The sequence below is a fragment of the Pseudomonas sp. CFBP 8758 genome (assembly GCF_014841725.1).
Taxonomy (GTDB): Bacteria; Pseudomonadota; Gammaproteobacteria; order Pseudomonadales; family Pseudomonadaceae; genus Aquipseudomonas; species Aquipseudomonas baltica.
In genome coordinates this window covers 301,084-321,569 of sequence record NZ_JACYUK010000003.1, presented here as the reverse complement: position 1 = coordinate 321,569, position 20,486 = coordinate 301,084, and the positions used below count along the sequence as shown (strand labels likewise).

24 protein-coding genes, 1 tRNA gene and 2 pseudogenes are annotated in these 20,486 nt (G+C 59.6%); 9 read left to right on the top strand and 18 right to left on the bottom strand.

Annotation, left to right across the window (positions count from 1 at the left end; translation table 11 throughout):
* Positions 1 to 6: 6 nt before the first annotated feature.
* Entirely contained in the window at positions 7 to 897 is an 891-nt protein-coding gene (locus IFT75_RS08340) for a LysR family transcriptional regulator (protein ID WP_192054227.1), read from the bottom strand.
* A gap of 259 nt (positions 898 to 1,156) precedes the next feature.
* Between IFT75_RS08340 and IFT75_RS08335 the strand changes: the two genes are divergently transcribed.
* Positions 1,157 to 2,455: a CitMHS family transporter gene (locus IFT75_RS08335; RefSeq protein WP_192054225.1), complete on the top strand. Its 1,299-nt coding sequence runs from the start codon at positions 1,157 to 1,159 to the stop codon at positions 2,453 to 2,455.
* A 101-nt stretch (positions 2,456 to 2,556) separates the two neighbouring features.
* On the top strand, positions 2,557 to 3,921 hold the full coding sequence (locus tag IFT75_RS08330; RefSeq protein ID WP_192054223.1) for an MmgE/PrpD family protein: 1,365 nt from the start codon (positions 2,557 to 2,559) through the stop codon (positions 3,919 to 3,921).
* Positions 3,922 to 4,051: 130 nt separating this feature from the next.
* On the opposite strand, the gene IFT75_RS08325 is transcribed toward IFT75_RS08330, so the two are convergent.
* The 3 genes from IFT75_RS08325 to IFT75_RS08315 form a co-directional block, all read right to left on the bottom strand.
* Entirely contained in the window at positions 4,052 to 4,849 is a 798-nt protein-coding gene (locus IFT75_RS08325; protein WP_192054221.1) for a sulfite exporter TauE/SafE family protein, read from the bottom strand.
* A 4-nt stretch (positions 4,850 to 4,853) separates the two neighbouring features.
* Positions 4,854 to 6,419 carry a bifunctional protein tyrosine phosphatase family protein/NAD(P)/FAD-dependent oxidoreductase gene (locus tag IFT75_RS08320; RefSeq protein ID WP_192054219.1) on the bottom strand — a complete coding sequence of 522 codons (1,566 nt, stop codon included), beginning with the start codon at positions 6,417 to 6,419 and terminating at the stop codon, positions 4,854 to 4,856.
* A gap of 105 nt (positions 6,420 to 6,524) precedes the next feature.
* The gene (locus IFT75_RS08315; RefSeq protein ID WP_122478691.1) at positions 6,525 to 6,854 is read right to left on the bottom strand and encodes an ArsR/SmtB family transcription factor; all 330 of its coding nucleotides are present in this window, start codon (positions 6,852 to 6,854) and stop codon (positions 6,525 to 6,527) included.
* A 92-nt stretch (positions 6,855 to 6,946) separates the two neighbouring features.
* Here IFT75_RS08315 and IFT75_RS08310 point away from each other — a divergent pair, with 92 nt between their 5' ends.
* The 3 genes from IFT75_RS08310 to IFT75_RS08300 all read left to right on the top strand — a co-directional run bounded on the left by IFT75_RS08310 (position 6,947) and on the right by IFT75_RS08300 (position 8,594).
* The gene (locus tag IFT75_RS08310; RefSeq protein ID WP_192054217.1) at positions 6,947 to 7,810 is read left to right on the top strand and encodes an MBL fold metallo-hydrolase; all 864 of its coding nucleotides are present in this window, start codon (positions 6,947 to 6,949) and stop codon (positions 7,808 to 7,810) included.
* A gap of 200 nt (positions 7,811 to 8,010) precedes the next feature.
* A complete protein-coding gene (locus IFT75_RS08305) occupies positions 8,011 to 8,289 on the top strand; it encodes a type II toxin-antitoxin system RelE/ParE family toxin (protein ID WP_192054215.1) in 279 nt (92 codons plus the stop codon).
* 8 nt (positions 8,290 to 8,297) lie between these two features.
* Positions 8,298 to 8,594 (top strand): HigA family addiction module antitoxin, encoded by a 297-nt coding sequence (locus IFT75_RS08300; protein WP_122478697.1) that lies wholly within the window; start codon positions 8,298 to 8,300, stop codon positions 8,592 to 8,594.
* Between the two features lie 162 nt (positions 8,595 to 8,756).
* Here the strand turns inward: IFT75_RS08300 and IFT75_RS08295 are convergent, their stop codons facing one another.
* The 3 genes and pseudogenes from IFT75_RS08295 to IFT75_RS21400 all read right to left on the bottom strand — a co-directional run.
* Positions 8,757 to 9,725, bottom strand: a complete 969-nt coding sequence (locus tag IFT75_RS08295; protein WP_192054213.1) for an XdhC family protein — start codon at positions 9,723 to 9,725, stop codon at positions 8,757 to 8,759.
* A gap of 214 nt (positions 9,726 to 9,939) precedes the next feature.
* The gene (locus tag IFT75_RS08290) at positions 9,940 to 10,155 is read right to left on the bottom strand and encodes a hypothetical protein (RefSeq protein WP_192054211.1); all 216 of its coding nucleotides are present in this window, start codon (positions 10,153 to 10,155) and stop codon (positions 9,940 to 9,942) included.
* A pseudogene (locus IFT75_RS21400) lies at positions 10,143 to 10,352 on the bottom strand (rhodanese-like domain-containing protein); the annotation flags it as partial. The pseudogene IFT75_RS21400 and the gene IFT75_RS08290, both read right to left, overlap by 13 nt.
* Here IFT75_RS21400 and IFT75_RS08285 point away from each other — a divergent pair.
* A pseudogene (locus IFT75_RS08285) lies at positions 10,319 to 10,492 on the top strand (helix-turn-helix domain-containing protein); the annotation flags it as partial. The pseudogenes IFT75_RS21400 and IFT75_RS08285 overlap by 34 nt on opposite strands.
* 127 nt (positions 10,493 to 10,619) lie before the next feature.
* On the opposite strand, the gene IFT75_RS08280 reads toward IFT75_RS08285, so the two are convergent.
* The 9 genes from IFT75_RS08280 to thrS all read right to left on the bottom strand — a co-directional run bounded on the left by IFT75_RS08280 (position 10,620) and on the right by thrS (position 18,073).
* Positions 10,620 to 10,696: transfer RNA gene (locus IFT75_RS08280), tRNA-Pro, on the bottom strand.
* 89 nt (positions 10,697 to 10,785) lie between these two features.
* A complete protein-coding gene (locus IFT75_RS08275) occupies positions 10,786 to 11,142 on the bottom strand; it encodes a MerR family transcriptional regulator (RefSeq protein ID WP_192054209.1) in 357 nt (118 codons plus the stop codon).
* Positions 11,123 to 11,425 (bottom strand): integration host factor subunit alpha, encoded by a 303-nt coding sequence (gene ihfA, locus IFT75_RS08270; protein ID WP_002553164.1) that lies wholly within the window; start codon positions 11,423 to 11,425, stop codon positions 11,123 to 11,125. Before ihfA ends, IFT75_RS08275 begins: the two co-directional genes overlap by 20 nt.
* Positions 11,426 to 11,428: 3 nt before the next feature.
* Positions 11,429 to 13,807, bottom strand: a complete 2,379-nt coding sequence (pheT, locus tag IFT75_RS08265) for a phenylalanine--tRNA ligase subunit beta (RefSeq protein ID WP_192054207.1) — start codon at positions 13,805 to 13,807, stop codon at positions 11,429 to 11,431.
* Positions 13,808 to 13,834: 27 nt separating this feature from the next.
* Positions 13,835 to 14,851 carry a phenylalanine--tRNA ligase subunit alpha gene (pheS, locus tag IFT75_RS08260; protein WP_122478722.1) on the bottom strand — a complete coding sequence of 339 codons (1,017 nt, stop codon included), beginning with the start codon at positions 14,849 to 14,851 and terminating at the stop codon, positions 13,835 to 13,837.
* A gap of 109 nt (positions 14,852 to 14,960) precedes the next feature.
* Positions 14,961 to 15,317 (bottom strand): 50S ribosomal protein L20, encoded by a 357-nt coding sequence (rplT, locus tag IFT75_RS08255; RefSeq protein ID WP_043188388.1) that lies wholly within the window; start codon positions 15,315 to 15,317, stop codon positions 14,961 to 14,963.
* Positions 15,318 to 15,344: 27 nt separating this feature from the next.
* Positions 15,345 to 15,539, bottom strand: coding sequence for a 50S ribosomal protein L35 (rpmI, locus tag IFT75_RS08250; protein WP_002553160.1), 195 nt, complete (start codon positions 15,537 to 15,539; stop codon positions 15,345 to 15,347).
* Positions 15,540 to 15,599: 60 nt separating this feature from the next.
* On the bottom strand, positions 15,600 to 16,151 hold the full coding sequence (infC, locus tag IFT75_RS08245; protein ID WP_172979313.1) for a translation initiation factor IF-3: 552 nt from the start codon (positions 16,149 to 16,151) through the stop codon (positions 15,600 to 15,602).
* Positions 16,151 to 18,073: a threonine--tRNA ligase gene (gene thrS / locus IFT75_RS08240; RefSeq protein ID WP_192054205.1), complete on the bottom strand. Its 1,923-nt coding sequence runs from the start codon at positions 18,071 to 18,073 to the stop codon at positions 16,151 to 16,153. The genes infC and thrS overlap by 1 nt, the downstream gene beginning before the upstream one ends.
* Positions 18,074 to 18,415: 342 nt before the next feature.
* Here thrS and IFT75_RS08235 point away from each other — a divergent pair, with 342 nt between their 5' ends.
* Both IFT75_RS08235 and IFT75_RS08230 read left to right on the top strand, forming a co-directional pair.
* Positions 18,416 to 18,718, top strand: a complete 303-nt coding sequence (locus tag IFT75_RS08235; RefSeq protein WP_122478725.1) for a hypothetical protein — start codon at positions 18,416 to 18,418, stop codon at positions 18,716 to 18,718.
* 303 nt (positions 18,719 to 19,021) lie between these two features.
* A complete protein-coding gene (locus IFT75_RS08230; protein ID WP_122478726.1) occupies positions 19,022 to 19,234 on the top strand; it encodes a cold-shock protein in 213 nt (70 codons plus the stop codon).
* Between the two features lie 76 nt (positions 19,235 to 19,310).
* Here IFT75_RS08230 and IFT75_RS08225 read toward each other — a convergent pair whose 3' ends face one another.
* Together IFT75_RS08225 and IFT75_RS08220 are read right to left on the bottom strand one after the other, a co-directional pair.
* Positions 19,311 to 19,628: an I78 family peptidase inhibitor gene (locus IFT75_RS08225; protein WP_122478728.1), complete on the bottom strand. Its 318-nt coding sequence runs from the start codon at positions 19,626 to 19,628 to the stop codon at positions 19,311 to 19,313.
* A gap of 144 nt (positions 19,629 to 19,772) precedes the next feature.
* Positions 19,773 to 20,078 carry a hypothetical protein gene (locus tag IFT75_RS08220; RefSeq protein WP_192054203.1) on the bottom strand — a complete coding sequence of 102 codons (306 nt, stop codon included), beginning with the start codon at positions 20,076 to 20,078 and terminating at the stop codon, positions 19,773 to 19,775.
* A 144-nt stretch (positions 20,079 to 20,222) separates the two neighbouring features.
* Between IFT75_RS08220 and IFT75_RS08215 the strand changes: the two genes are divergently transcribed.
* Positions 20,223 to 20,462, top strand: a complete 240-nt coding sequence (locus tag IFT75_RS08215; protein WP_122479686.1) for a hypothetical protein — start codon at positions 20,223 to 20,225, stop codon at positions 20,460 to 20,462.
* Positions 20,463 to 20,486: the final 24 nt, after the last annotated feature.

Sequence of the window (20,486 nt, the reverse complement as noted above, 5' to 3'; positions counted from 1 at the left end):
GGGTGTCTATTCACTCAAGAGCGTGCGCAGCAGCTCGATCATAGGCTCGACCGCCGGGCTGCTTCGATTGGGTGCCTGCACCAGATGCAATTGCCTTGACGCCACGGAATCATCCAGATCGCGAACGACTATATCCGCCCTGCAGGTGGTGGTGGACAGTTTCGGTGCAAGCGCCACGCCCAACCCTGCAGCGACCATTGCCTGGGTTTCCTGATAGTCGTTGGCCAACAGGGCGATGCGTGGCGTGAACTTGCACTGGGCAGCGGTGCGGTGCAGCAGCTCGGTGATTTCATGACCATCGGACCGGCACACCCAAGCCTCCTTGGCGAGCTGAGCCAGGTTCAGAGGTCCTGCCTCCTGCGCCATTGCGTGCCCTGCTGGCAGCAATACCACCGTAGGGTCCGTGCGTAGCTGCAAGGTCGACCCAGGTTCGTTCAGCCACGGGTATGTCCAAGTAATGGCCAGATCGAGCTCACCCGAGCCGATGAGTTGACGCAGCGCCACCAGACGAGTGCTGCGCACATCCAAGGTGATGGTCGGATGCCGCGCCCTGAACTGCATGACAATTCGCGGCAACAATGAAGACCCCAGCGTCGGAAACACCCCCAGCGACAGGTGGCCGGCGCGGCCTTCGGCAACACTGCGCAGTTCCGTCTCGAGCTGCGCCATCTGTGCCTCGATCAGGTTGACCCGGCGCATGACCCGCTCCCCGGCATCGGTAAGCACCATGCCATGGGGTCGACGCTCGAACAGTGGCAGCCCGATGACGCTTTCCACACGCTGTACCGTTTGAGAAACCGCGGAGGGGGTCAGGTGCAAGCTGCGTGCGGCAGCGGTCATCGAGCCGACTCTGCCGACTTGTGCCACCACTCTGAGTTTTTCGATATCGAGCTTCATGGAAAGAGCCTATTTGCTATTAAGCCAGACTTCAATCTGTGTTTAGCATTTGTCGTTAGGCTTAACGACCTGGCGTTGATATCTTTTTATCAAGCGCTGCAATTCTCGTCAGCAGCACTACCCAGACACAATAAAAACAAAAGGCACCGCTCATGAACCCACGACACAACCTGGTCTCGCAGACAGATCACTGCCTGCCCCATCCGCCCGTCCCCTTTATTGTTCCTGTCCCATTCGACGCCTGCTGAGGAGCACCGACATGTTGGCTCTCCTCGGTTTTGCCACCTTGGGTGTGTTCATGCTGTGCGTCATCCGCAAATGGATGACGGCCTTCGTCGCGATCATAGTCGTGCCAGCATTTTTCCTGCTGTTTACCGGCCAGGGCGCACAGCTGGGCGAAATGATCGCCGCCGGCATCAAGACGGTAGCACCCACTGCCGTGTTGCTGTTGTTCGCCGTGCTGTATTTCGGCTTGATGATGGATGCGCGCTCGTTCGATCCGCTATCGCGACTGATCATCCGCATATCCAAAGGCGACCCAGTCAATATCTGCGTGGGCACCGCCGTCCTCGCCTGTCTGGTCGCCCTGGATGGCGACGGAACCACCAGCTACATGATCATCTGCTCGGCTTTCCTGCCGCTCTACAAAAGGCTTCACATCAACCCGTTGATCATCGCGACCATCGCCACCATGGCGCTGGGTACCGTGTCCGGGACGACCCCTTGGGGCGGTGCTGCAACACGGGCCGTCAGTATCCTGCACCTGGACGCCAGCGAGTATTTCGCGGCAATGCTCGGCCCGATGATCCTGTCCTGCGCCTTCGTCTGCCTCATTGCCTACGTGCTGGGGCGCAAAGCGCGCAAGGCAATCGATCCGCAGCACAGTGCGCAGGTTTCAGCGCAGATCATCGCCGAGAGCTGCCAGGTCGAGCACGCCGCCAACTGGCGGACGGCATTGAACGCTGCACTGACCGTCCTGCTGCTGGTGTGCCTGGTCTTGGGTGTAGCCAACCTCATGGTGTTGTTCATCGCCGGTTTCGTCATCGCACTGTTCGTCAATGTGCCACGTGCTGCCGACCAAGGCGCTGTCATTCAGCGGCATGCAGCAAGTGCCGTGCCTGTGGTGATGCTGGTATTAGGCGCAGGGGTCTTCACGGGGATTTTGACTCAAACCGGCATGACCACGGCGATGGCCGAAGCCTTCGTGGGCAGTCTGCCCAGCCACCTCGGCTCCTTGATCCCACTGGCCACCGCGCTGATCGGCATCCCCCTGAGCTTCTTCATGGCCAACGACGCGTACTTCTTTGGCATCGTGCCGGTACTGGCGGAAATGGCCGCGCGCTACGACATCCCCGCCATGGAGATCGCTCGTGCCGCCGTCATCGGCCAGATGGCCCATTCGATAGGCCCGGCCTCGGCGCCCTTGTGGGCCTTGCTCGGCATCATCAAGGCAGACCTGGGCGACTTCCAGAAATTTGCCTGGAAATGGGTGCTGCTGGCATCGCTGGCCTACATGACTTTTGCCGTCCTGACCGGGGCAATCTCCGTCTCCAGGTAGATCCCGCTCTGCATGGCGAATTTGACTCCATCCCGGCAATGCGGCCTTGAACGAGGTACCGACACGCCTGGTCGATACCTCCCTTCACGATTGGACTCACAATGAAACTGACCTCTACCATCGCAGCACGCACCTGCAGTCTGACCTTCGAGCACTTATCCCCACAGGCCTTATGGAATGCCAAGCTCGCCATCCTCGACACCGTGGGCTGTGCCTTGGCAGGCGCACGTGAACCCGTGGTGCACACGCTGCTGCAGACCGGGGGACTGAACACCCTCGGCGCAGTACCGGTACTGGGCAGACACGAACGACTGGACCCGCTGTGCGCGGCCCTGGTCAACGGTGCTGCAGCCCATGCGCTGGATTTCGACGACGTGAACATCGCCATGGGCGGGCACCCTACCGCGCCGATCCTGCCGGCCTTGTTGGCCTTGGCTGCAGAAGGGGGACACACCGGCCGCCAGCTGTTGCTGGCTTACGTGGCCGGCTTCGAAACGCAGGCCCGCCTGGCACAGAGCGTCAATTTTCATCACTACGACAAGGGCTGGCACCCAACTGCCACCTTAGGCGTGTTCGGCGCAGCTGCGGCCAGTGCTCGGTTGCTTGGCCTCGATGAACAGCAGACCTCGATGGCCTTGGCGCTGTGTGTGTCGTTGGCCTCGGGTGTCAAGGCCAACTTCGGCACCATGGCCAAGCCCTACCACGTCGGCCATGCCGCCAGGAACGGCTTGATGGCAGCGCTTTTGACCCGCAACGGTTTCACCGCAAGCCTGGATGCCTTCGAACATCGCCAAGGTTTCTTCGAAGTGTTCAACGGCCCCGGAAACTATACGCCAGCACTGGCATTGCAGAATTGGGCTGCTCCCCTGGACATCGTGGAGCCAGGTATCGGCATCAAGCTCTACCCCTGCTGCGACAGCACACACACCAGCCTCGATGCCTTGTTCACGCTGCGCCGTGACCACCCTTTCGAGGTTCGCGACGTTGCAGGCATCGAGGTTTACCTGCATCCACTGCGTCTGACCCATGTCGACCGCTCTCTGCTACGGACCAGCCTGGATGCCAAATTCAGCGTGCAATATTGCCTGGCCCGCGCCCTGATCGACGGCCGCATCGTACTTGACAGCTTCAGCGAAAACGCCTTCAACGACGCCGAAGCGCTGGCGCTCATGCAACGCATACATGCCCTGCCTCACCCCACTCCCTCTCTAGCCAGACCAGGCAACTACCTGACCGAGTTGCACATTCGATTGCACAACGGGACGCGGCTGACCGTGCGAGCGCACAGTCCGGCCGGCAGGACCGCCGACCAGCCAGCCCCTCTGGAGAGCATCATGACCAAATTCAACCACAACGCGGCCAAGGCCTTGGATACGCAAGCCGTTGCAACCTTGAGCGATACCCTCATGCGCATGGAGCAATTGCCCCGCGCCGAGGTGATCGGCGATCTTTGCGCGACGCGTTGAACGTCGGTAAAACGCCAAGTGCGTCCTGGGGCAGGTAGTGCAGAACACGGGGCCGAATATATGCACTCGCCCATGTGCACTCGAGGGGCATCCACTTGGACACCGCTGCTGCATTCCCTGTATTGACCGCTCAACCAATGCGAAAGAAAATCTTGCCCAGCATCAGCAGGCTTACGCAAACACAGAGCACAGAGAACATCTGCTGCAAGAGCCGTGCAGGTAGGGTCGGCGCCACAAGGCGGCCGCCAATCATGCCGACCAGTGCCGATACGGTGAACACGGCGCCTGCCGAGGAAAACTTCATACCCTGGCTGAACAGATGGCCCAAGGTACCCAGTGACACCAGTGCAACCACCATCAGTGAAGTGGCCACGACGCCATGCATGCGCACGTCGCTGAACGTTCGAAAGGCGGGAACGATGAAAAACCCTCCTCCAACCCCCAGCAAGCCGGTCAGGAACCCCGAACCCGCGCCAATCGAAGCCAGCGTCGCCAGGCAGCGGGCATTCCAATCGAGTTTGCCCGTTGCAGGGTCGAGCATACAGTTGCGCTGCAGCGCGCCCTGGGCCTCGTCGTCGCGTCGGGACTGCAGGTACATTCGACACGCTACAACCAACATGACCAGCGCAAACACTGTCGTCAATGCTGTACCGGGTACGCGCGCGGCCACGTGAATCCCCAGAGGAGCTGCCACCCATCCGGCGGCAGCCATGGTGGCTGCTGCCTTGTAGCGTACCAGGCCCTGGCGCAACCCCTGCAGCGCGCCGATCGAGGCGGCGCTGCCAACCGCCAGCAACGCGATGGGCGTGGCTTGGGTAATCGACCAACCCAATCCAAGGGTCAGGGCCGGAATCGCCAGAATGCCACCACCTGCTCCGGTGAGCCCCAGCACCAGACCTACACATGCGCCCAATATGAACGTCAGCATCCGATCACTTCGAAGAGCAGTCGGTGAACCACTCGCGCCCCTTGAGCATGCCGTTCCAATAGAACCATGGCAGCAATCGTGCCTTGAGGAACCACGCCGACCTGCGCGGGATCGTCGGGTCCATCGGGAACGTGGGTAACAATTTTCCACCATACCCAAACTCGGCCAATATGACCTTGCCGTTCTCGACAGTGAGTGGACACGAACCGTAACCGTCATAACGGCGAGGCGGTTCCAGGCCTTTGCGCAGTGCGATGAGGTTGTCTGCGACCACTACCGCCTGCTTGCGCGCAGCCGCTGCGGTTTTGGCGTTGGTGGTGCCGCAGACATCCCCCAGGGCAAATATTTCAGGGTAACGCGTGTGCTGCAACGTGGCTGGATCGACCTCCAACCATCCGGCCTTGTCGGCGAGCTCGCTGCGGCGAATCACATCCGGCGCTTGCTGTGGTGGCACGACGTGCAGTACATCGAAGCGTTTTTCCACGCGCGTCACGTTTCCGGCCGTGTCTGTCACATCGAACCATGCGGTCTTGCTCGGGCCATCGACCCTGACCAGATTGGACTGGAAGGCGAGTTTCGCGCCGTAGGCTTCGACATACTTCATCAGCGGGGCGACGAACGTGGCGACCCCGAACAGCACGGGAGCTGCCAGGTTGAACTCGGCCGAAATCGACGACAGCACGCCCTCCTTGCGCCAGTGATCACAGGACAGGTACATCGCCTTCTGCGGCGCGCCTGCACATTTGATCGGCATGGGAGGCTGGCTGAACAAGACCTTCCCACTGCGCAGCGAGCGAACCAGTTCCCAGGTATAAGGGGCCAGGTCGTGACGGTAGTTCGACGTCACGCCGTTCTTGCCGAGGGTGTCTTCAAGACCTTGGATTTCTTCCCAGGCCAGTTGCAGACCTGGGCAGACGATGAGTTGCTGGTACGCCAGCTCGCTGCCGTCGCTGAGCAACACCAGCTTGCGGTCGGGAGCGAAGGCTGACACCGACGCCCTGATCCAGCATGCGCCTTGGGGAATGACGCTTTGCATTGGGCGGACGGTGGCATCGATGGGGTAAGCGCCCCCGCCCACGAGCGTCCAGGCGGGCTGATAGTAATGCTCGGTGGCGGGCTCGACGATCGCAACGCGTAACGATGAATCACGCTTGAGCAGACTGGCCGCTACAGCGATGCCAGCAGAACCTCCGCCCATGACGACTACATCGTACTGCTGGGTCAGAGGGCGGCCTTTGGTTGCCGCCTCGTACAACTTGGCGGACCGATTGCCGGTACGGCAGTAGGCAAGCACCGGCTTGGGCAACTGCTCCAGAAGCGCGTTCAGCGCTTGAGCCTGGGCTGCCGTAGCACCGGAGCTCGCCACCGGTAGATATCGGAACTCCAGCCCCGACGCGACAGCCGCTCGGTGCATGGCCAGGTGGCTGGGTTGCTCAGCCCCACCTTCATCGTCAGGACGATTGCAGATCAGGCTGGCGAACCCTTGAGCCCGCACCTCAGGCACATCCTGGGGATCGAGTTGGCCCGCCACCGAGAACGATGCGTCTATTCGCTTTATCACTTGCTCCATTACAAACCCCGGGCATAGCCACCGTGTGAGAGTTCCAACACCGCGCCCCGGCCGAGCCACGCAAGGTGCGATGGCACAGCGACAAGCAACGGGTCGTGCAGAGGCTTACTTCTTCAGCGCCTGGCCACAATAAAGCCCCGACAAGGTCTGCATCAGCGAGACCACCTCGAAGCTGGCCAACGAGTAGTAGATGTACTTGCCCATTCTGCGGGTGTTGACCATTCCTTCATCGCGCAGCACACCCAGCTGCTGCGACAGCGTCGGCTGCCTGATCCCGGACAGCGCCTCCAATTCCCCGACGTTTCGCTCGCCTTGGGTCAATTGGCACAGCAGCAACAGACGGTCTTCGTTCGCCAAGGCCTTGAGCAAGGCACACGCCTTGGACGCGGAATCGCGCAACAGACCGATTTCTTCGGTGGACAATTGAGCAGTCATGGAAAGCCCCGATGGTTGACCGGTCGACAGTCTACGATTGAATAGTATATGTTTCAATATAGTGTAATGACGTGAATCGAAGAGGTTGCCCGATGACTGCCCAGATAGAAGGTTTCTACGACACCGCCACCTCGACGGTGAGCTATGTCATTTTCGAAGCGTCAGGGGGGGCATGTGCAATCGTGGATCCGGTGCTGGATTACGATGCCAAAGCCGGGCGAATCGGTACCGATAACGCGGACCGCATCATCGCCTTCGTGGACAGCCATGGGTTGCAGGTGCAGTGGCTACTGGAAACACACGCCCATGCCGATCACCTCTCGGCCAGCGCTTACCTCAAAGCCAAGCGCGGCGGCAAAATCGGCATCGGTGCGCAGATCACCGTCGTGCAGAGCGCGTTTCGGGATATCTACAACCTCGAATCCGACTTCCTGCTGGATGGCTCGCAGTTCGACACGCTGTTCGAAGCGGACCAGATCTTCCACATCGGCATCATACCGGTCCAGGTTCTGCACGTGCCTGGCCACACACCTGCGGATGTCGCCTATCGAGTCGCAGACACACAGGTCTTTGTCGGCGATACGCTGTTCATGCCGGATGTCGGCACTGCCCGATGCGATTTCCCCGGCGGAGACGCCGTACAGATGTATGACTCGATCAAACGGCTGCTGAGCCTACCCCCGCAGACCACACTGTTCATGTGCCACGACTATCCTCCTGCCAACAGGGAAGCATCCTGGATCACCACCGTTGCCGAGCAGCGCGCGAACAACATTCATGTGGGTGACGCGTCCGATCTCGAGTCGTTCGTACGCATGCGCACAGCTCGCGATGTCAGCCTGTCGGTCCCGGCGCTGTTGCTGCCGGCGATCCAGGTGAATATCCGCGCCGGGAATCTGCCCCCTGCCGATGAAAGTGGGTTGTGCAGCCTGAAGATTCCTTTGAACAGGTTTTGAGAGGGTTTGTCGTGGTTAGGTAATGGCCTCAGTGAGCATGAGCGGAGCTGTTTCATCGCCACCTCGCTAGAAAGTATCGCCGAAACCCATCTCGAAATAGTTGCTCGAATGATTGCCGGACACCCTGTTCAACAATGAGTTGAATACGGCGTTGAAAGGCGTATGCTCGCTCTTAACGAATAACGTTAAGCGTTCAATCCATGATTCGAAGCTTTGCATGCGCCGATACGGAAGCACTTTTCACCACCGGCAGGACAAGGCGCTGGGCAGACATCAAGTCAGTCGCGGAGCGTAAACTGGCCGCACTGCATGCTGCGAAAGAGCTTCGAGACTTGCGCTCACCGCCCGGAAACCGGCTTCACACCTTGGAAGGTGACAGAGCCGGCCAGCATAGCATCAGCATCAACATGCAGTGGCGGGTATGCTTCATATGGACCCAGAACGGCCCTGAACACGTTGAGATTGTCGACTATCACTGAGGTGCATCATGTTCAAGAATGGCATGCGTCCCATACATCCCGGCGAGATTCTTCGCGAGGATTTCCAGCACGAAATGGGCTTCAGTGCCGCTGCTCTGGCCCGTGCTTTAGGCGTATCTACGCCGACCGTGAATAACATTCTGCTTGAGCGTGGTGGCGTATCGGCTGACATGGCCTTGCGCTTGGCCGTCTGCCTGGATACCACTGCAGAGTTCTGGCTCAACCTGCAAACAGCGTACGAGTTACGTAAGGCAGAGCTGGAGCATGGAGATGCGATTGCAGCGGTACAGCGCTTGGTTGCTTGAAATGAATCCAGATGCCCGCCAAGGGCGGGCTTCAGACACGCGCAGGCTCAAGCGCTCCATTATGACCCTCCCTGGCGCTCCTGTTGCGCCGCTGAAAACTCCTGACCCACTCGCCTGCAAACGCTCGGGGATCATCAGTCGCTGCACGGCAGGGATAATGGCTCAGAGCGAGTCCCGGGAGATCCCATTACTCACACGAACGATGTCAGCCATTACGGCCAGGGCAATCTCCGCCGGTGTCTTGCTTCCCAGGCTCAAGCCTACCGGTGCGCTGATACGGCTAATTGCCCGATCGTCCAAAGCGCCGATGCGGCGAACGCGTTCAAGGCGCTTTTCACTGGTACGTCGTGAGCCCATGGCGCCGATATAGAACGCGGGCGTTCGCACCGCTTCAAGTAACGTCAGATCATCCAGGCGTGGGTCGTGGGTGAGCGCGACAACGGCGGTGCCCGCGTGGCAGCCACCCTTGGCGATGAAGACCGCGGGTAGTTGCTCGATGACTTTCACCCCTTCCACGTGAAACCTGTGGAGCAGCTCGGTGCGCGGATCACAGACAATGACTTCATAGCCCAATGACACGGCGAAACTTGCGCAAAATTCTGCCACAGGCGACAGCCCCGCTATCAATAGCCGCCGCGCTGCGCCAATGCGAATGGCGACCTGCTGGTCGAATACTTCGACGGTTTGACCCTGCGCAGAAGAGGTGTCGAGTGCACGGTCGTCGCTGACCAGAGAAACGTTACGGATGATCCGTTGCTGGCCTTGCAGCGCGTGCAACATCAAGGAAAAGTGCTCGAGTGACTGACAGCCGGGGCCGAACTGCTCAACGAGTACGTCAAGGACGCCTCCACACGGCAGCTCCATTGAAGGCGCCAGACCTCCTTCGCCATATCGAACGATTTGGTTGTCGGGCCCGAACTCGTCACGCGCAAGACGCTCGAGGAAGTCGTCCTCGACACAACCGCCTGAAAGGGACCCGCAAAAACTTCCACTGGCCAGCGCAACCAGCATTGCCCCTGGCCCCCGTGGCGCAGAGCCAAACGTAGAAAGAACAGTGCAAAGCCACACGCACTGCCCCTGTTCAAGCCACTGCTGCCCTTGCTGGACTACTTGGAGGTCAAGGTTGTTCATGGGGCTTACGGTCCACTGTGTTTGCAGAAACCCGAGCAATGAGGTGGGCTGGGACTACCCGATTCAGTATGTGTTGGAGCGACTTTCAAAAGTTGCCCGATCCGCGCGGGTTATTGCCTATTTCTTGCGACCTTGAGGCTAAACCAAGCGCATGCTGCGAGCTCGTCGAACCGGGCAATCATTGCCGCGAACCCGGAAGGTACTGACCTGGCGATCAGATGAGGATGGATGACACACTCATCCGGTGATAGTGGCGAAGTTCGCCGACCACCTCGCGCCCAAAGGCGCGCGCCAGCAGGCTTTGCTCATCCACTCTGAAATCATCCAGGTAGTCTTCGAATGCTGCCAAAGCGCGCATCAGTTCGATCAGTACAGGGACATCGGTCGCAGCGGCTGCGCGAACTGCCGAGCCTGAGGTCAGCACGCGCAAGAGATCGAAGTGGAGGTGCTCTGCACAATGTCGGTATTCGAGAGGCTAAGGCCTTCATCGAGCCAGCCGGTGACACCACCGATCATTTCCTTCACCGCATAACCGAGCTGAGCTATTCGTGCAGCTGCCCGGTGCACACCGTTACAGTGAGGGCCGGCACAGGCTGCAACATGCACGCATGACTCAGGCTCGCTCGCTGCTTGAGAGCACAGTTCTCAATACCGAGCAAATCGCCGAGCGATGCGGATTCGCCTCGGTGGAAAGCTTCAGGGTGGCCTTTCGCAAGGCAGTCGGGCTTGCGCCATCGCTCTATCGAGACGGTTTTGGCCAGCGTTGAATCAGGAGCACAACCAGCAGCCCTGCCGCTCACCCTGCTTTCGGTGTAACGGCTCGTGTAAAAATGAAGACAAAAAAAAACCACTTTCGAGAAGTGGCTTTCTTGTCTGATTTTACTCAGGAATAAATGGTCGGGACGGAGTGATTCGAACACTCGACCCCTTGCACCCCATGCAAGTGCGCTACCGGGCTGCGCTACGCCCCGACCGAGCGTAAAGCTGTTCCAGAACCTCTGAGAACGTCGAGGAATATACCTTAAGCATTTGAATTATGGAAGTATTCTTTTCCAGAAATTCACTTCTTGAGGACACTCAGCACATCTTCGAGCTCGGAGATCGTCTGGCGGATCAGTTGCTTGTACTGCGTAGTGTCATCCTTGGCCTCGTCGCCGGACAGGCGCAGACGCGCGCCGCCGATGGTGAAGCCCTGGTCATACAGCAGCGCGCGGATCTGGCGAATCATCAGCACATCCTGGCGCTGGTAATACCGACGGTTTCCGCGACGCTTCACGGGGTTGAGCTGAGAAAACTCCTGCTCCCAATACCGCAGCACATGTGGCTTGACGGCACACAAGTCGCTCACTTCACCGATGGTGAAGTAGCGCTTGCCGGGAATGGGCGGGAGTTCGTCGTTATGACTTGGTTCCAGCATAGGCCTCAACTCGGGCTTTCAACTTCTGCCCTGGACGAAAGGTGACCACGCGGCGAGCCGTGATCGGGATTTCTTCACCGGTTTTCGGATTGCGGCCAGGCCGCTGGCGTTTGTCCCGAAGGTCGAAATTGCCGAAACCGGACAATTTGACCTGCTCGTTGTCTTCAAGAGCGTGCCTGATTTCTTCGAAGAAAAGCTCGACCAATTCCTTGGCCTCTCGTTTGTTCAGGCCCAACTCTTCATAAAGACGTTCCGCCATTTCAGCTTTCGTCAAAGCCCCCATGCGCTACTTCCTTAACGTGGCGTTCAACCTTTGTTCGAGCGAGGTGAGGATTGTTTGAGTCGTGGCATTCACCTCATCGTCATTAAGAGTGCGCGATGGATGCTGCCAGGTCAAGCCAACAGCCAGGCTTTTTCTATGAGGATCAATGCCTTTACCCTGGTAGACGTCAAACAGCCTGAGGTCCGTGAGCCATTCCCCTGCATTCTCGCGAATGACCGCGAGCACTGCGCTGGCAGCCACATCACGATCGGCCAGCAGCGCCAGGTCGCGGCGCACTTCGGGGAAGCGCGACAACTCCTGGAACTTCGGCAGACGGCCTTCGGACACCTGCGCAAGCACCAGCTCGAAAACGAAGACAGCGCGATCCAGACCCAGCGACTTCACCAGTTCCGGGTGCAATGCGCCCAGATAACCGACCAGCTGACCCTCGCGCTCGATGCGCGCAGTCTGGCCCGGATGCAGAGCAGGATGCTGCCCCGGAACGAAGGTGAAGGCATCCAGCGCACCGGCGAAGCCAAGCACGGCTTCCACGTCGGCCTTGACGTCGAAGAAGTCCACCGTCTCGCGACCCTGCGCCCAGCCTTCGGGCAGACGACTGCCGCAGACCACGCCAGCCAGCATGGGCTCTTGCTTCAAGCCATCGAGCTGACCGACGAAACGCAGGCCGCTCTCGAACAGGCGTACGCGATCCTGCTGGCGATTGAGGTTGTGCTGCAGAGCCTTGACCAGGCCTGGCCACAGCGACGAGCGCATGGCCGCCATGTCGGCCGAGATCGGGTTGGCCAGCAGCAGCGGCTCGACGCCGGGGCTGAACAGTTCGAACAGCTTGGGATCGATGAAGCTGTAGGTGATAGCCTCCTGGTAACCACGTGCAACCAACAGGCGGCGCAGGGCCGGCAAGTCGGAACGTGCCTCCGGGGCGGCCTGTGGCGCCAGCCGCGCTTGCGGGTAGCGCACGGGCAGGCGGTTGTAGCCATAGAGCCGTGCCAGCTCTTCGATCAGATCGACTTCCAGGCTGATATCGAAGCGATGGCTCGGCACCTCCACGGACCACTGCCCTTCCCCGCTGGCCGTGACACCGAGGCCCAATCCGGTCAGCAACCCTTCAATTTCGCTGGCGCCCATTTCCAGGCCCAGCATCTGGCTGACCCGATCGGCTCGCAAGGTGATCGGCGCAATCTGCGGAAGATGCTCCTGGCTGACGTGTTCGACGATCGGACCCGGTTCGCCGCCGGCGATTTCCAGCAACAGTGCGGTCGCACGCTCCATGGCTTCACGGGCCAGATTCGAATCGACACCGCGCTCGAAACGGTGCGACGCATCGGTGTGCAGCCCGTACGAGCGGGCCTTGCCGGCCACCGAGATCGGTTCGAAAAACGCCGCCTCGAGGAACACGTCGCGGGTCTTGGCGGTCACGCCGCTGTTCTCGCCACCCATCACGCCAGCGATGCCCAGCAGGCGCGCGTGGTCGGCAATGACCAGCGTGTCGCCGCGCAGTGCTACTTCCTGACCGTCGAGCAGGGTGATCTTCTCGCCCTCCTCGGCCATGCGCACGCGGATGCCGCCGTCGATTTCGGCAAGGTCGTAGGCATGCATCGGCTGGCCCAGCTCGATCATCACGTAGTTGGTGATGTCTACCGCGGCATCGATGCTGCGCACTTCGCTGCGACGCAGACGCTCGACCATCCATAACGGAGTGGCCCTGGACAGGTCGACGTTGCGCACCACTCGGCCGAGGAAGCGCGGACAGGCGGCAGGCGCCAACACGTCCACTGGCAGCACGTCGTCGCTGACCGGGACTACCGCAGCGATGACCGGACGGGTCACTGGGGCTGCATACAGCGCGCCCACTTCCCGCGCCAGGCCCGCCAGCGACAGGCAGTCGCCGCGGTTGGGCGTCAGGTCGACCTCGATGCTGGCATCGTCCAAGCCCAGGTAAACCCGGAAATCCTCACCCGCAGGGGCATCGGCCGGCAGCTCCATCAGGCCGTCGTTGCCCTCGCCGACCTGCAGCTCTGACTGCGAGCAGAGCATGCCGTTGGACTCGACGCCGCGCAGCTTGGCTTTCTTGATCTTGAAATCGCCCGGCAACTGGGCGCCGATCTTGGCGAACGGAATCTTCAGGCCGGGGCGCACGTTTGGCGCACCGCAAACCACCTGAAAGGTTTCGCTGCCATCGCTGACCTGACACACACGCAGTTTGTCGGCGTCCGGGTGTTGCTCCGTGGCAAGCACTTCACCCACCACCACGCCGCTGAACTCACCTGCGGCCAGGGTCACACTGTCCACTTCCAGACCTGCCATCGACAGACGTGCAACCAGCTCGTCTCGCGAGGCCTGCGGGCTTACCCAGCCGCGCAGCCATTGTTCACTGAATTTCATCCTGCTCTCCTGAAAGATTCGTTACGGCTAGCGAAATTGCGCGAGGAACCGCAAGTCGTTGTCGAAGAACAGGCGCAAGTCGTTGACGCCGTAACGCAGCATGGCCAGACGTTCTGCGCCCATGCCGAAAGCAAAACCCTGGAACTCTTCGGGGTCGATACCCGACATGCGCAGCACGTTCGGGTGCACCATGCCGCAGCCCAGCACTTCCAGCCAGCCGGTCTGCTTGCAGACCCGGCAGCCCTTGCCGCTGCACATCACGCATTGGATATCGACTTCAGCCGAAGGCTCGGTGAAGGGGAAGAACGAGGGCCGGAAGCGTACTGCCAGCTCTTTTTCGAAGAACACCCGCAGGAATTCCTCGATGGTGCCTTTCAGGTCCGCGAAATTGATGTCGCGGTCGATCAGCAACCCCTCGACCTGATGAAACATCGGCGAGTGGGTGATATCCGAGTCGCAGCGATAGACCCGTCCCGGGCAGACGACCCGGATCGGCGGCTGTTGCGACTCCATGGTCCGCGCCTGCACCGGTGAGGTGTGGGTACGCAGCAACATGTTGGCATTGAAATAGAAGGTGTCATGCATCGCACGGGCCGGGTGATGGCCTGGGATGTTGAGCGCTTCGAAGTTGTGGTAGTCGTCTTCCACCTCGGGGCCTTCGGCGATGCCGTAGCCTATGTGGGTGAAAAACTGCTCGATACGCTCCAGCGTCCGGGTAACCGGATGCAGGCCGCCAGTGGTCTGGCCACGGCCAGGCAAGGTGACGTCGATCTGCTCGGCGGCGAGCTTGGCGCTCAGTTCGGCTTCTTCGAATGCCGTCTTGCGCGCATTGAGGACATCTGTGACACGTTCCTTGGCTTCGTTGATCAGCGCGCCCACCTTGGGCCGCTCATCGGCAGGCATGTTGCCCAAGGTCTTCATCACCTGGGTCAGTTCGCCTTTCTTGCCAAGGAATTGAACCCGGATCTGCTCCAGGGCATTGATGTCTTCAGCGTGTTGCACGGCCTCCAAAGCTTGAGAGACCAGCGCATCCAGGTTTTCCATGTACAGACTCCAGATACGAAATAGGGGAAGAGCTTGAAGGCTCTTCCCCTATTCATGACGTTTAACACCCCAGCCCGCCGACGGCAGGCTGGGGTGATTGTCGGGGTACTTAGGCCAGCGAGGCTTTAGCTTTCTCGACAATCGCAGCAAACGCCGCTTTTTCGTTCACTGCCAGATCAGCCAGAACCTTACGGTCGATCTCGATGGACGCTTTCTTCAGGCCAGCGATGAAACGGCTGTAGGACAGACCGTTTACACGAGCACCGGCGTTGATACGAGCGATCCACAGGGCGCGGAACTGACGTTTTTTCTGACGACGGTCACGGTAGGCGTATTGGCCTGCCTTGATTACCGCTTGCTTGGCAACACGGAATACGCGCGAACGAGCGCCGTAGTAGCCTTTAGCCAGTTTCAGAATTTTCTTGTGACGCTTACGGGCAATGACGCCACGCTTAACACGAGCCATGAGTTAGTCCTCTATCTTTGACCGAAATTAACGAAGGCGCAGCATGCGCTCGACTTTTGCCACGTCAGACGGATGCAGCAAGCTGCTACCGCGCAGTTGACGCTTACGCTTGGTCGACATTTTGGTCAGGATGTGGCTCTTGAAAGCGTGCTTGTGCTTGATGCCGTTAGCGGTTTTCAAGAACCGCTTAGCTGCACCACTTTTGGTTTTCATCTTTGGCATGTTCGGGTACTCCACATTCAATTGATAAACATAACCGCAAGGCCTGCCGTGCCCTGGTGGTTACTTCTTTTTCTTGGGGGCGATGACCATGATCAGCTGGCGTCCTTCCATCTTCGGATGCTGTTCGACGGAACCGTATTCGAGCAGGTCACCTTCGACCCGCTTCAACAGCTCCATACCCAGCTCCTGATGCGCCATCTCACGGCCGCGGAATCGCAAGGATACCTTGGCCCTGTCCCCGTCACTCAGGAAACGTACCAGGTTGCGGAGTTTTACCTGGTAGTCCCCTTCTTCCGTCCCTGGACGAAACTTGATTTCTTTAACCTGAATCTGTTTCTGGTTCTTCTTCGCTGCGGCAACCTGCTTCTTCTTCTCGAAGATCGATTTGCCGTAGTCCATCACCCGGCATACGGGCGGGATGGCGTCAGCGGAGATTTCCACCAGATCCAGCTTCGATTCTTCAGCGATACGAAGCGCTTCATCGATAGAGACGATGCCAATCTGCTCGCCGTCAGCGCCAATTAACCGAACCTCGCGTGCCGAGATATTCTCGTTGATCGGGGCTTTCGGTGCAGCTCGTTTATCTTGTCTCATTTCACGCTTAATAATAATTACTCCGAATCTGGGCGACCACGCCGGGAAACCGCTTGTGCAAGGTACTCGGTGAATTGCGCGATGGGCATGGAGCCCAGGTCAGCGCCTTCACGGGTACGCACAGCGACAGTTTGCGTTTCAACTTCCTTGTCCCCGATGACCAGGAGATAAGGAACCTTGAGCAAAGTATGCTCACGGATTTTAAAGCCGATCTTTTCATTTCTCAAGTCGGACTTGGCACGAAACCCGCTTTCCGTCAGATTTTTTTCGACAAGCTGTACAAAATCGGCTTGTTTATCAGTGATATTCATCACCACTGCCTGTGTCGGCGCCAGCCAGGCCGGGAATGCGCCCTCGTAGTGCTCGATCAGGATCCCGACGAATCGCTCGAACGAACCCAGGATCGCCCGGTGCAGCATCACGGGATGCTTGCGACCGTTGTCTTCGGTGACGTATTCGGCGCCCAGGCGGATCGGCAGGTTGAAATCGAGCTGCAGTGTACCGCATTGCCAGACGCGACCCAGACAATCCTTCAACGAGAATTCGATCTTGGGGCCGTAGAAGGCGCCCTCGCCCGGCTGCAGATCGTAGGGAAGCCCGGCCGCGTCGAGTGCCGCAGCCAGGGCTGACTCGGCGCGATCCCACAGCTCGTCGGAACCGACACGCTTTTCAGGACGCGTCGACAGCTTGAGCTGGATGTCCTTGAAGCCGAAGTCGGCGTAGACGTCCATGGTCAGCTTGATGAAGGCTGCGGATTCGGACTGCATCTGCTCTTCGGTGCAGAAGATGTGCGCATCGTCCTGCACGAAGCCACGCACGCGCATGATGCCGTGCAGCGCGCCCGAAGGCTCGTTGCGGTGGCAGGCACCGAACTCGGCCAGGCGCAGCGGCAACTCGCGGTAGCTTTTCAAGCCCTGGTTGAACACCTGCACATGGCACGGGCAGTTCATCGGCTTGATGGCGTAGTCGCGGTTTTCCGACTCCGTGGTGAACATGTTCTCGGCGTAGTTGGCCCAGTGCCCTGATTTCTCCCAGAGGCTGCGATCGACCACCTGGGGCGTCTTGATTTCCAGGTAGCCGTTCTGCTGCTGGATCTTGCGCATGTACTGCTCGAGCACTTGGTACACGGTCCAGCCGTTGGGGTGCCAGAAGACCATGCCCGGAGCTTCTTCCTGGAGATGGAACAGGCCCAGGCGCTTGCCGATCTTGCGGTGATCGCGCTTCTCGGCTTCCTCGATGCGCTTGACGTAGGCCGCCAGCTGCTTCTTGTCGGCCCACGCAGTGCCGTAGACGCGCTGCAGCTGCTCGTTCTTGGCATCGCCGCGCCAGTAGGCGCCCGACAGCTTGGTGAGCTTGAAGGATTTCAGGAAACGCGTGTTCGGCACGTGCGGACCACGGCACATGTCGACGTATTCTTCGTGATAGTACAGGCCCATGGCCTGTTCATCCGGCATGTCTTCGACCAGACGTAGCTTGTAGTCTTCACCGCGAGCGGTGAACACGTCGATGACTTCGGCACGCGGCGTGACCTTCTTGACCACGTCGTATTCGGTGTCGATCAGCTGCTGCATGCGCTGCTCGATCGCCGCCATGTCGTCTGGCGTGAAAGGCCGCTCGTAGGCGATGTCGTAGTAGAAGCCTTCTTCGATGACCGGACCGATCACCATGCGCGCAGTGGGGTACAGCTGCTTGACCGCATGGCCGACGAGGTGGGCGCAGGAGTGACGAATGATCTCCAGCCCCTCTTCGTCCTTTGGCGTGATGATCTGCAAGGTGGCGTCGGCGGTGATCAGGTCACAGGCATCGACCAGCTGGTCGTTGACCTTGCCGGCAACGGTGGCCTTGGCCAGGCCGGCGCCGATGGACGCGGCGACCTCGGCGACGGAAACCGGGTGATCGAACGAACGCTGACTGCCGTCGGGAAGAGTAATGGTGGGCATGGCGCCTCCTCTCCTAGTGGTGACCCCTACCAAAGGTCACATGGGTTGGGATGAGCCAGTACGCGATTCGCCCGGTATGCCCGCCTTACATTGGCAGGAGCCTTGCGGCCGACCGGAACACGAACCAGAGTGACTGGAGCAATCGAAAAAGGTGAATCCCGCACCTCGGCGCCTACTCAAGGCAGCGCCGAACGCAGGGCCGAACATCCTAGCACAGAAGATGCGTCGACTTGCTGCGTCATGTGCACGATACGGCAACTGGGCCCGTCGCTGAACTTGCTGCCCTCTTCACCCCTCAGATGACATGAGTCAAAACCGCCTGAGAACAAGGAGCTATTCATTATGGGTCTCAAACGACTTCTTCCCCTGAGTGCCTGCCTGGCCCTGGTGCTTCCATTCGCGGCCCAGGCTGCCGCGCTGTCCGCCGATGCCAAGGCCGAATATACCGCGCAGTGCCAGGCCGCAGCCGTGCAGCAAGGCGTGGACGCCGCCAAGGCGCAGGCACACTGCAGCTGTGGCGCGAAAGTGATCGAGGAGAAATTCAGCAAGGCCGAGATCGACCAGCTCACCAACAAGCAGGTCGAACCGCCAATGGCGCTGCGCCAGAAGCTGATGAAGGAAGTGCTGGTTTGCAATAACCAGTAGCGCTTTCAGCAGCACCGCAGGACGGCCCCGAGAGACGCCAACGGCGCTACTGGGGGTCGACGGCTGCGGTCAATCGAATCAAGTGCGACTTGATGCGGTTTTTTTTTAAAACATTTTTCAGCTGCAAACCTCAATGAAATAAGGGGCTTAGCAGTTTTGGACAGGCCAATTTGCGACAACTTTGGTTCTTGCGCCAATCAAAGGGGGTTCACAGTCCAGGTTTTGGACTATGATAGGCCCCGTGTGCCCAGTTGGCCTGAGCAGCACAGCACTACTGAATATTATGTTTCTTGGAGATTCACCATGTCTAATCGCCAGACCGGCACCGTAAAATGGTTCAACGATGAGAAAGGCTTCGGCTTCATCACTCCTTCAGGTGGCGGTGACGACCTGTTCGTACACTTCAAAGCTATCGAATCCGACGGTTTCAAAAGCCTGAAAGAAGGCCAGACCGTTTCGTTCGTGGCTGAGAAAGGCCAAAAGGGCATGCAAGCTGCTCAAGTTCGCCCAGAGTAATCTCGGCAACTGAAAAAAACCCGTCCATGTGACGGGTTTTTTTTCGCCTGCGATTCGTGTCGAGTGCGACGATTATTCAGCCACAGTTGACACGGGTGATCTGGCCGCTGTCATCGGCGTTGAGGTTGAGACGGTCGGAACGGTATTCCAGGGTCACCATGTCGTGCGGGCGCAGGACGCGGGCGACCTGTGCGCCTGCCTTGACCCTCGCCTGCTCGAGCAGGTCTGCGGAAACCGGCTTGCCAACGGTGTAGCGTGCGCCGTCGGCGTTGCAGCGCCCATCGAATGCAGGGGCGGCAGCGGCAGACTGTCCGGTCGAGGTTCCGGATGTAGAACAGCCAGTTACAGCCAGGGCTGCCATCAGGATCAACAAGGTCTTGCGCGGGAAAGGCATGCAGCCTCCTCTTTTCAGTGGGTTTTTCTGGTAGGTAAGGTTGTGCGACCGCCTCTGGCCGATTTGGTTGCACATTGGCCTAGTCTGCCCGAGCGCATCGTTACGCGGTGTCAGAGAAATCGTCACTGGATGTGTGTCTGCGGATCAGTACAAGTCAATGTAGTCGGATAGGGGCATGGGCCAGTGTGTCTGCAGGGCCGTGTGGATCTGCTTCACCCAGGTGGCGTCGGATGCCGCAGCAGCGCCAACGTAACCGGATCCGGCGGCCCAGGTTTCCAGACGGAAGCACAGGCCCTGGATATCCGTGCCGCCGACCGCCTCGGTGGAGAGGAAGGCGATGCCGTCGCGGGTCACGCGCAGCTGGGTATGGATGGCCGGATTGCCCGAGGCGATCAGCGCACGGACCGCATCCAGGGTGAGTGAATCGCTTTGCTTGAGATCGATGTGCACATGAGCCTCCATGGCGAAGATTTGACCAAAGTTTGACACGCGCCCTGCCATCTGCCCAAGGGCCGGTGTAAAGCGCTGGCGAAAATGCTTTACTTGGCCACGTGGAGCGAACGTCGTTCGCTCGTGACCGTTGGCGAGAGCAACATGGCAAACGTATCAATCAAGGCGGACATCAAGGTCCAGTGGCCTCAGGGCCAGAGCTCCTTCAGCCCCGGTACGCCCGAGGAGCTGGCGATCATCGGCGTCGACGTGCTGGTCAAGGCATTGGGCACCGATGCGGCGCGCAGCTTCGTCATGCAGGTGTTCGAGCGTTACGCCCACGAACACGTGGCAGCGACGGGCAATACCGTGGCGCACCCCTTGAAGAACGTGCCCACGCCATAACCCGTGATGCACCGGCGCTTCGGC

Coding starts and splice junctions, on each gene's coding strand:
- IFT75_RS08340 (WP_192054227.1), bottom strand. CDS start 897: ATGAAGCTCGATATCGAAAAACTCAGAGTGGTGGCACAAGTCGGCAGA.
- IFT75_RS08335 (WP_192054225.1), top strand. CDS start 1,157: ATGTTGGCTCTCCTCGGTTTTGCCACCTTGGGTGTGTTCATGCTGTGC.
- IFT75_RS08330 (WP_192054223.1), top strand. CDS start 2,557: ATGAAACTGACCTCTACCATCGCAGCACGCACCTGCAGTCTGACCTTC.
- IFT75_RS08325 (WP_192054221.1), bottom strand. CDS start 4,849: ATGCTGACGTTCATATTGGGCGCATGTGTAGGTCTGGTGCTGGGGCTC.
- IFT75_RS08320 (WP_192054219.1), bottom strand. CDS start 6,419: ATGGAGCAAGTGATAAAGCGAATAGACGCATCGTTCTCGGTGGCGGGC.
- IFT75_RS08315 (WP_122478691.1), bottom strand. CDS start 6,854: ATGACTGCTCAATTGTCCACCGAAGAAATCGGTCTGTTGCGCGATTCC.
- IFT75_RS08310 (WP_192054217.1), top strand. CDS start 6,947: ATGACTGCCCAGATAGAAGGTTTCTACGACACCGCCACCTCGACGGTG.
- IFT75_RS08305 (WP_192054215.1), top strand. CDS start 8,011: ATGATTCGAAGCTTTGCATGCGCCGATACGGAAGCACTTTTCACCACC.
- IFT75_RS08300 (WP_122478697.1), top strand. CDS start 8,298: ATGTTCAAGAATGGCATGCGTCCCATACATCCCGGCGAGATTCTTCGC.
- IFT75_RS08295 (WP_192054213.1), bottom strand. CDS start 9,725: ATGAACAACCTTGACCTCCAAGTAGTCCAGCAAGGGCAGCAGTGGCTT.
- IFT75_RS08275 (WP_192054209.1), bottom strand. CDS start 11,142: ATGCTGGAACCAAGTCATAACGACGAACTCCCGCCCATTCCCGGCAAG.
- ihfA (WP_002553164.1), bottom strand. CDS start 11,425: ATGGGGGCTTTGACGAAAGCTGAAATGGCGGAACGTCTTTATGAAGAG.
- pheT (WP_192054207.1), bottom strand. CDS start 13,807: ATGAAATTCAGTGAACAATGGCTGCGCGGCTGGGTAAGCCCGCAGGCC.
- pheS (WP_122478722.1), bottom strand. CDS start 14,851: ATGGAAAACCTGGATGCGCTGGTCTCTCAAGCTTTGGAGGCCGTGCAA.
- rplT (WP_043188388.1), bottom strand. CDS start 15,317: ATGGCTCGTGTTAAGCGTGGCGTCATTGCCCGTAAGCGTCACAAGAAA.
- rpmI (WP_002553160.1), bottom strand. CDS start 15,539: ATGCCAAAGATGAAAACCAAAAGTGGTGCAGCTAAGCGGTTCTTGAAA.
- thrS (WP_192054205.1), bottom strand. CDS start 18,073: ATGCCCACCATTACTCTTCCCGACGGCAGTCAGCGTTCGTTCGATCAC.
- IFT75_RS08235 (WP_122478725.1), top strand. CDS start 18,416: ATGGGTCTCAAACGACTTCTTCCCCTGAGTGCCTGCCTGGCCCTGGTG.
- IFT75_RS08230 (WP_122478726.1), top strand. CDS start 19,022: ATGTCTAATCGCCAGACCGGCACCGTAAAATGGTTCAACGATGAGAAA.
- IFT75_RS08225 (WP_122478728.1), bottom strand. CDS start 19,628: ATGCCTTTCCCGCGCAAGACCTTGTTGATCCTGATGGCAGCCCTGGCT.
- IFT75_RS08215 (WP_122479686.1), top strand. CDS start 20,223: ATGGCAAACGTATCAATCAAGGCGGACATCAAGGTCCAGTGGCCTCAG.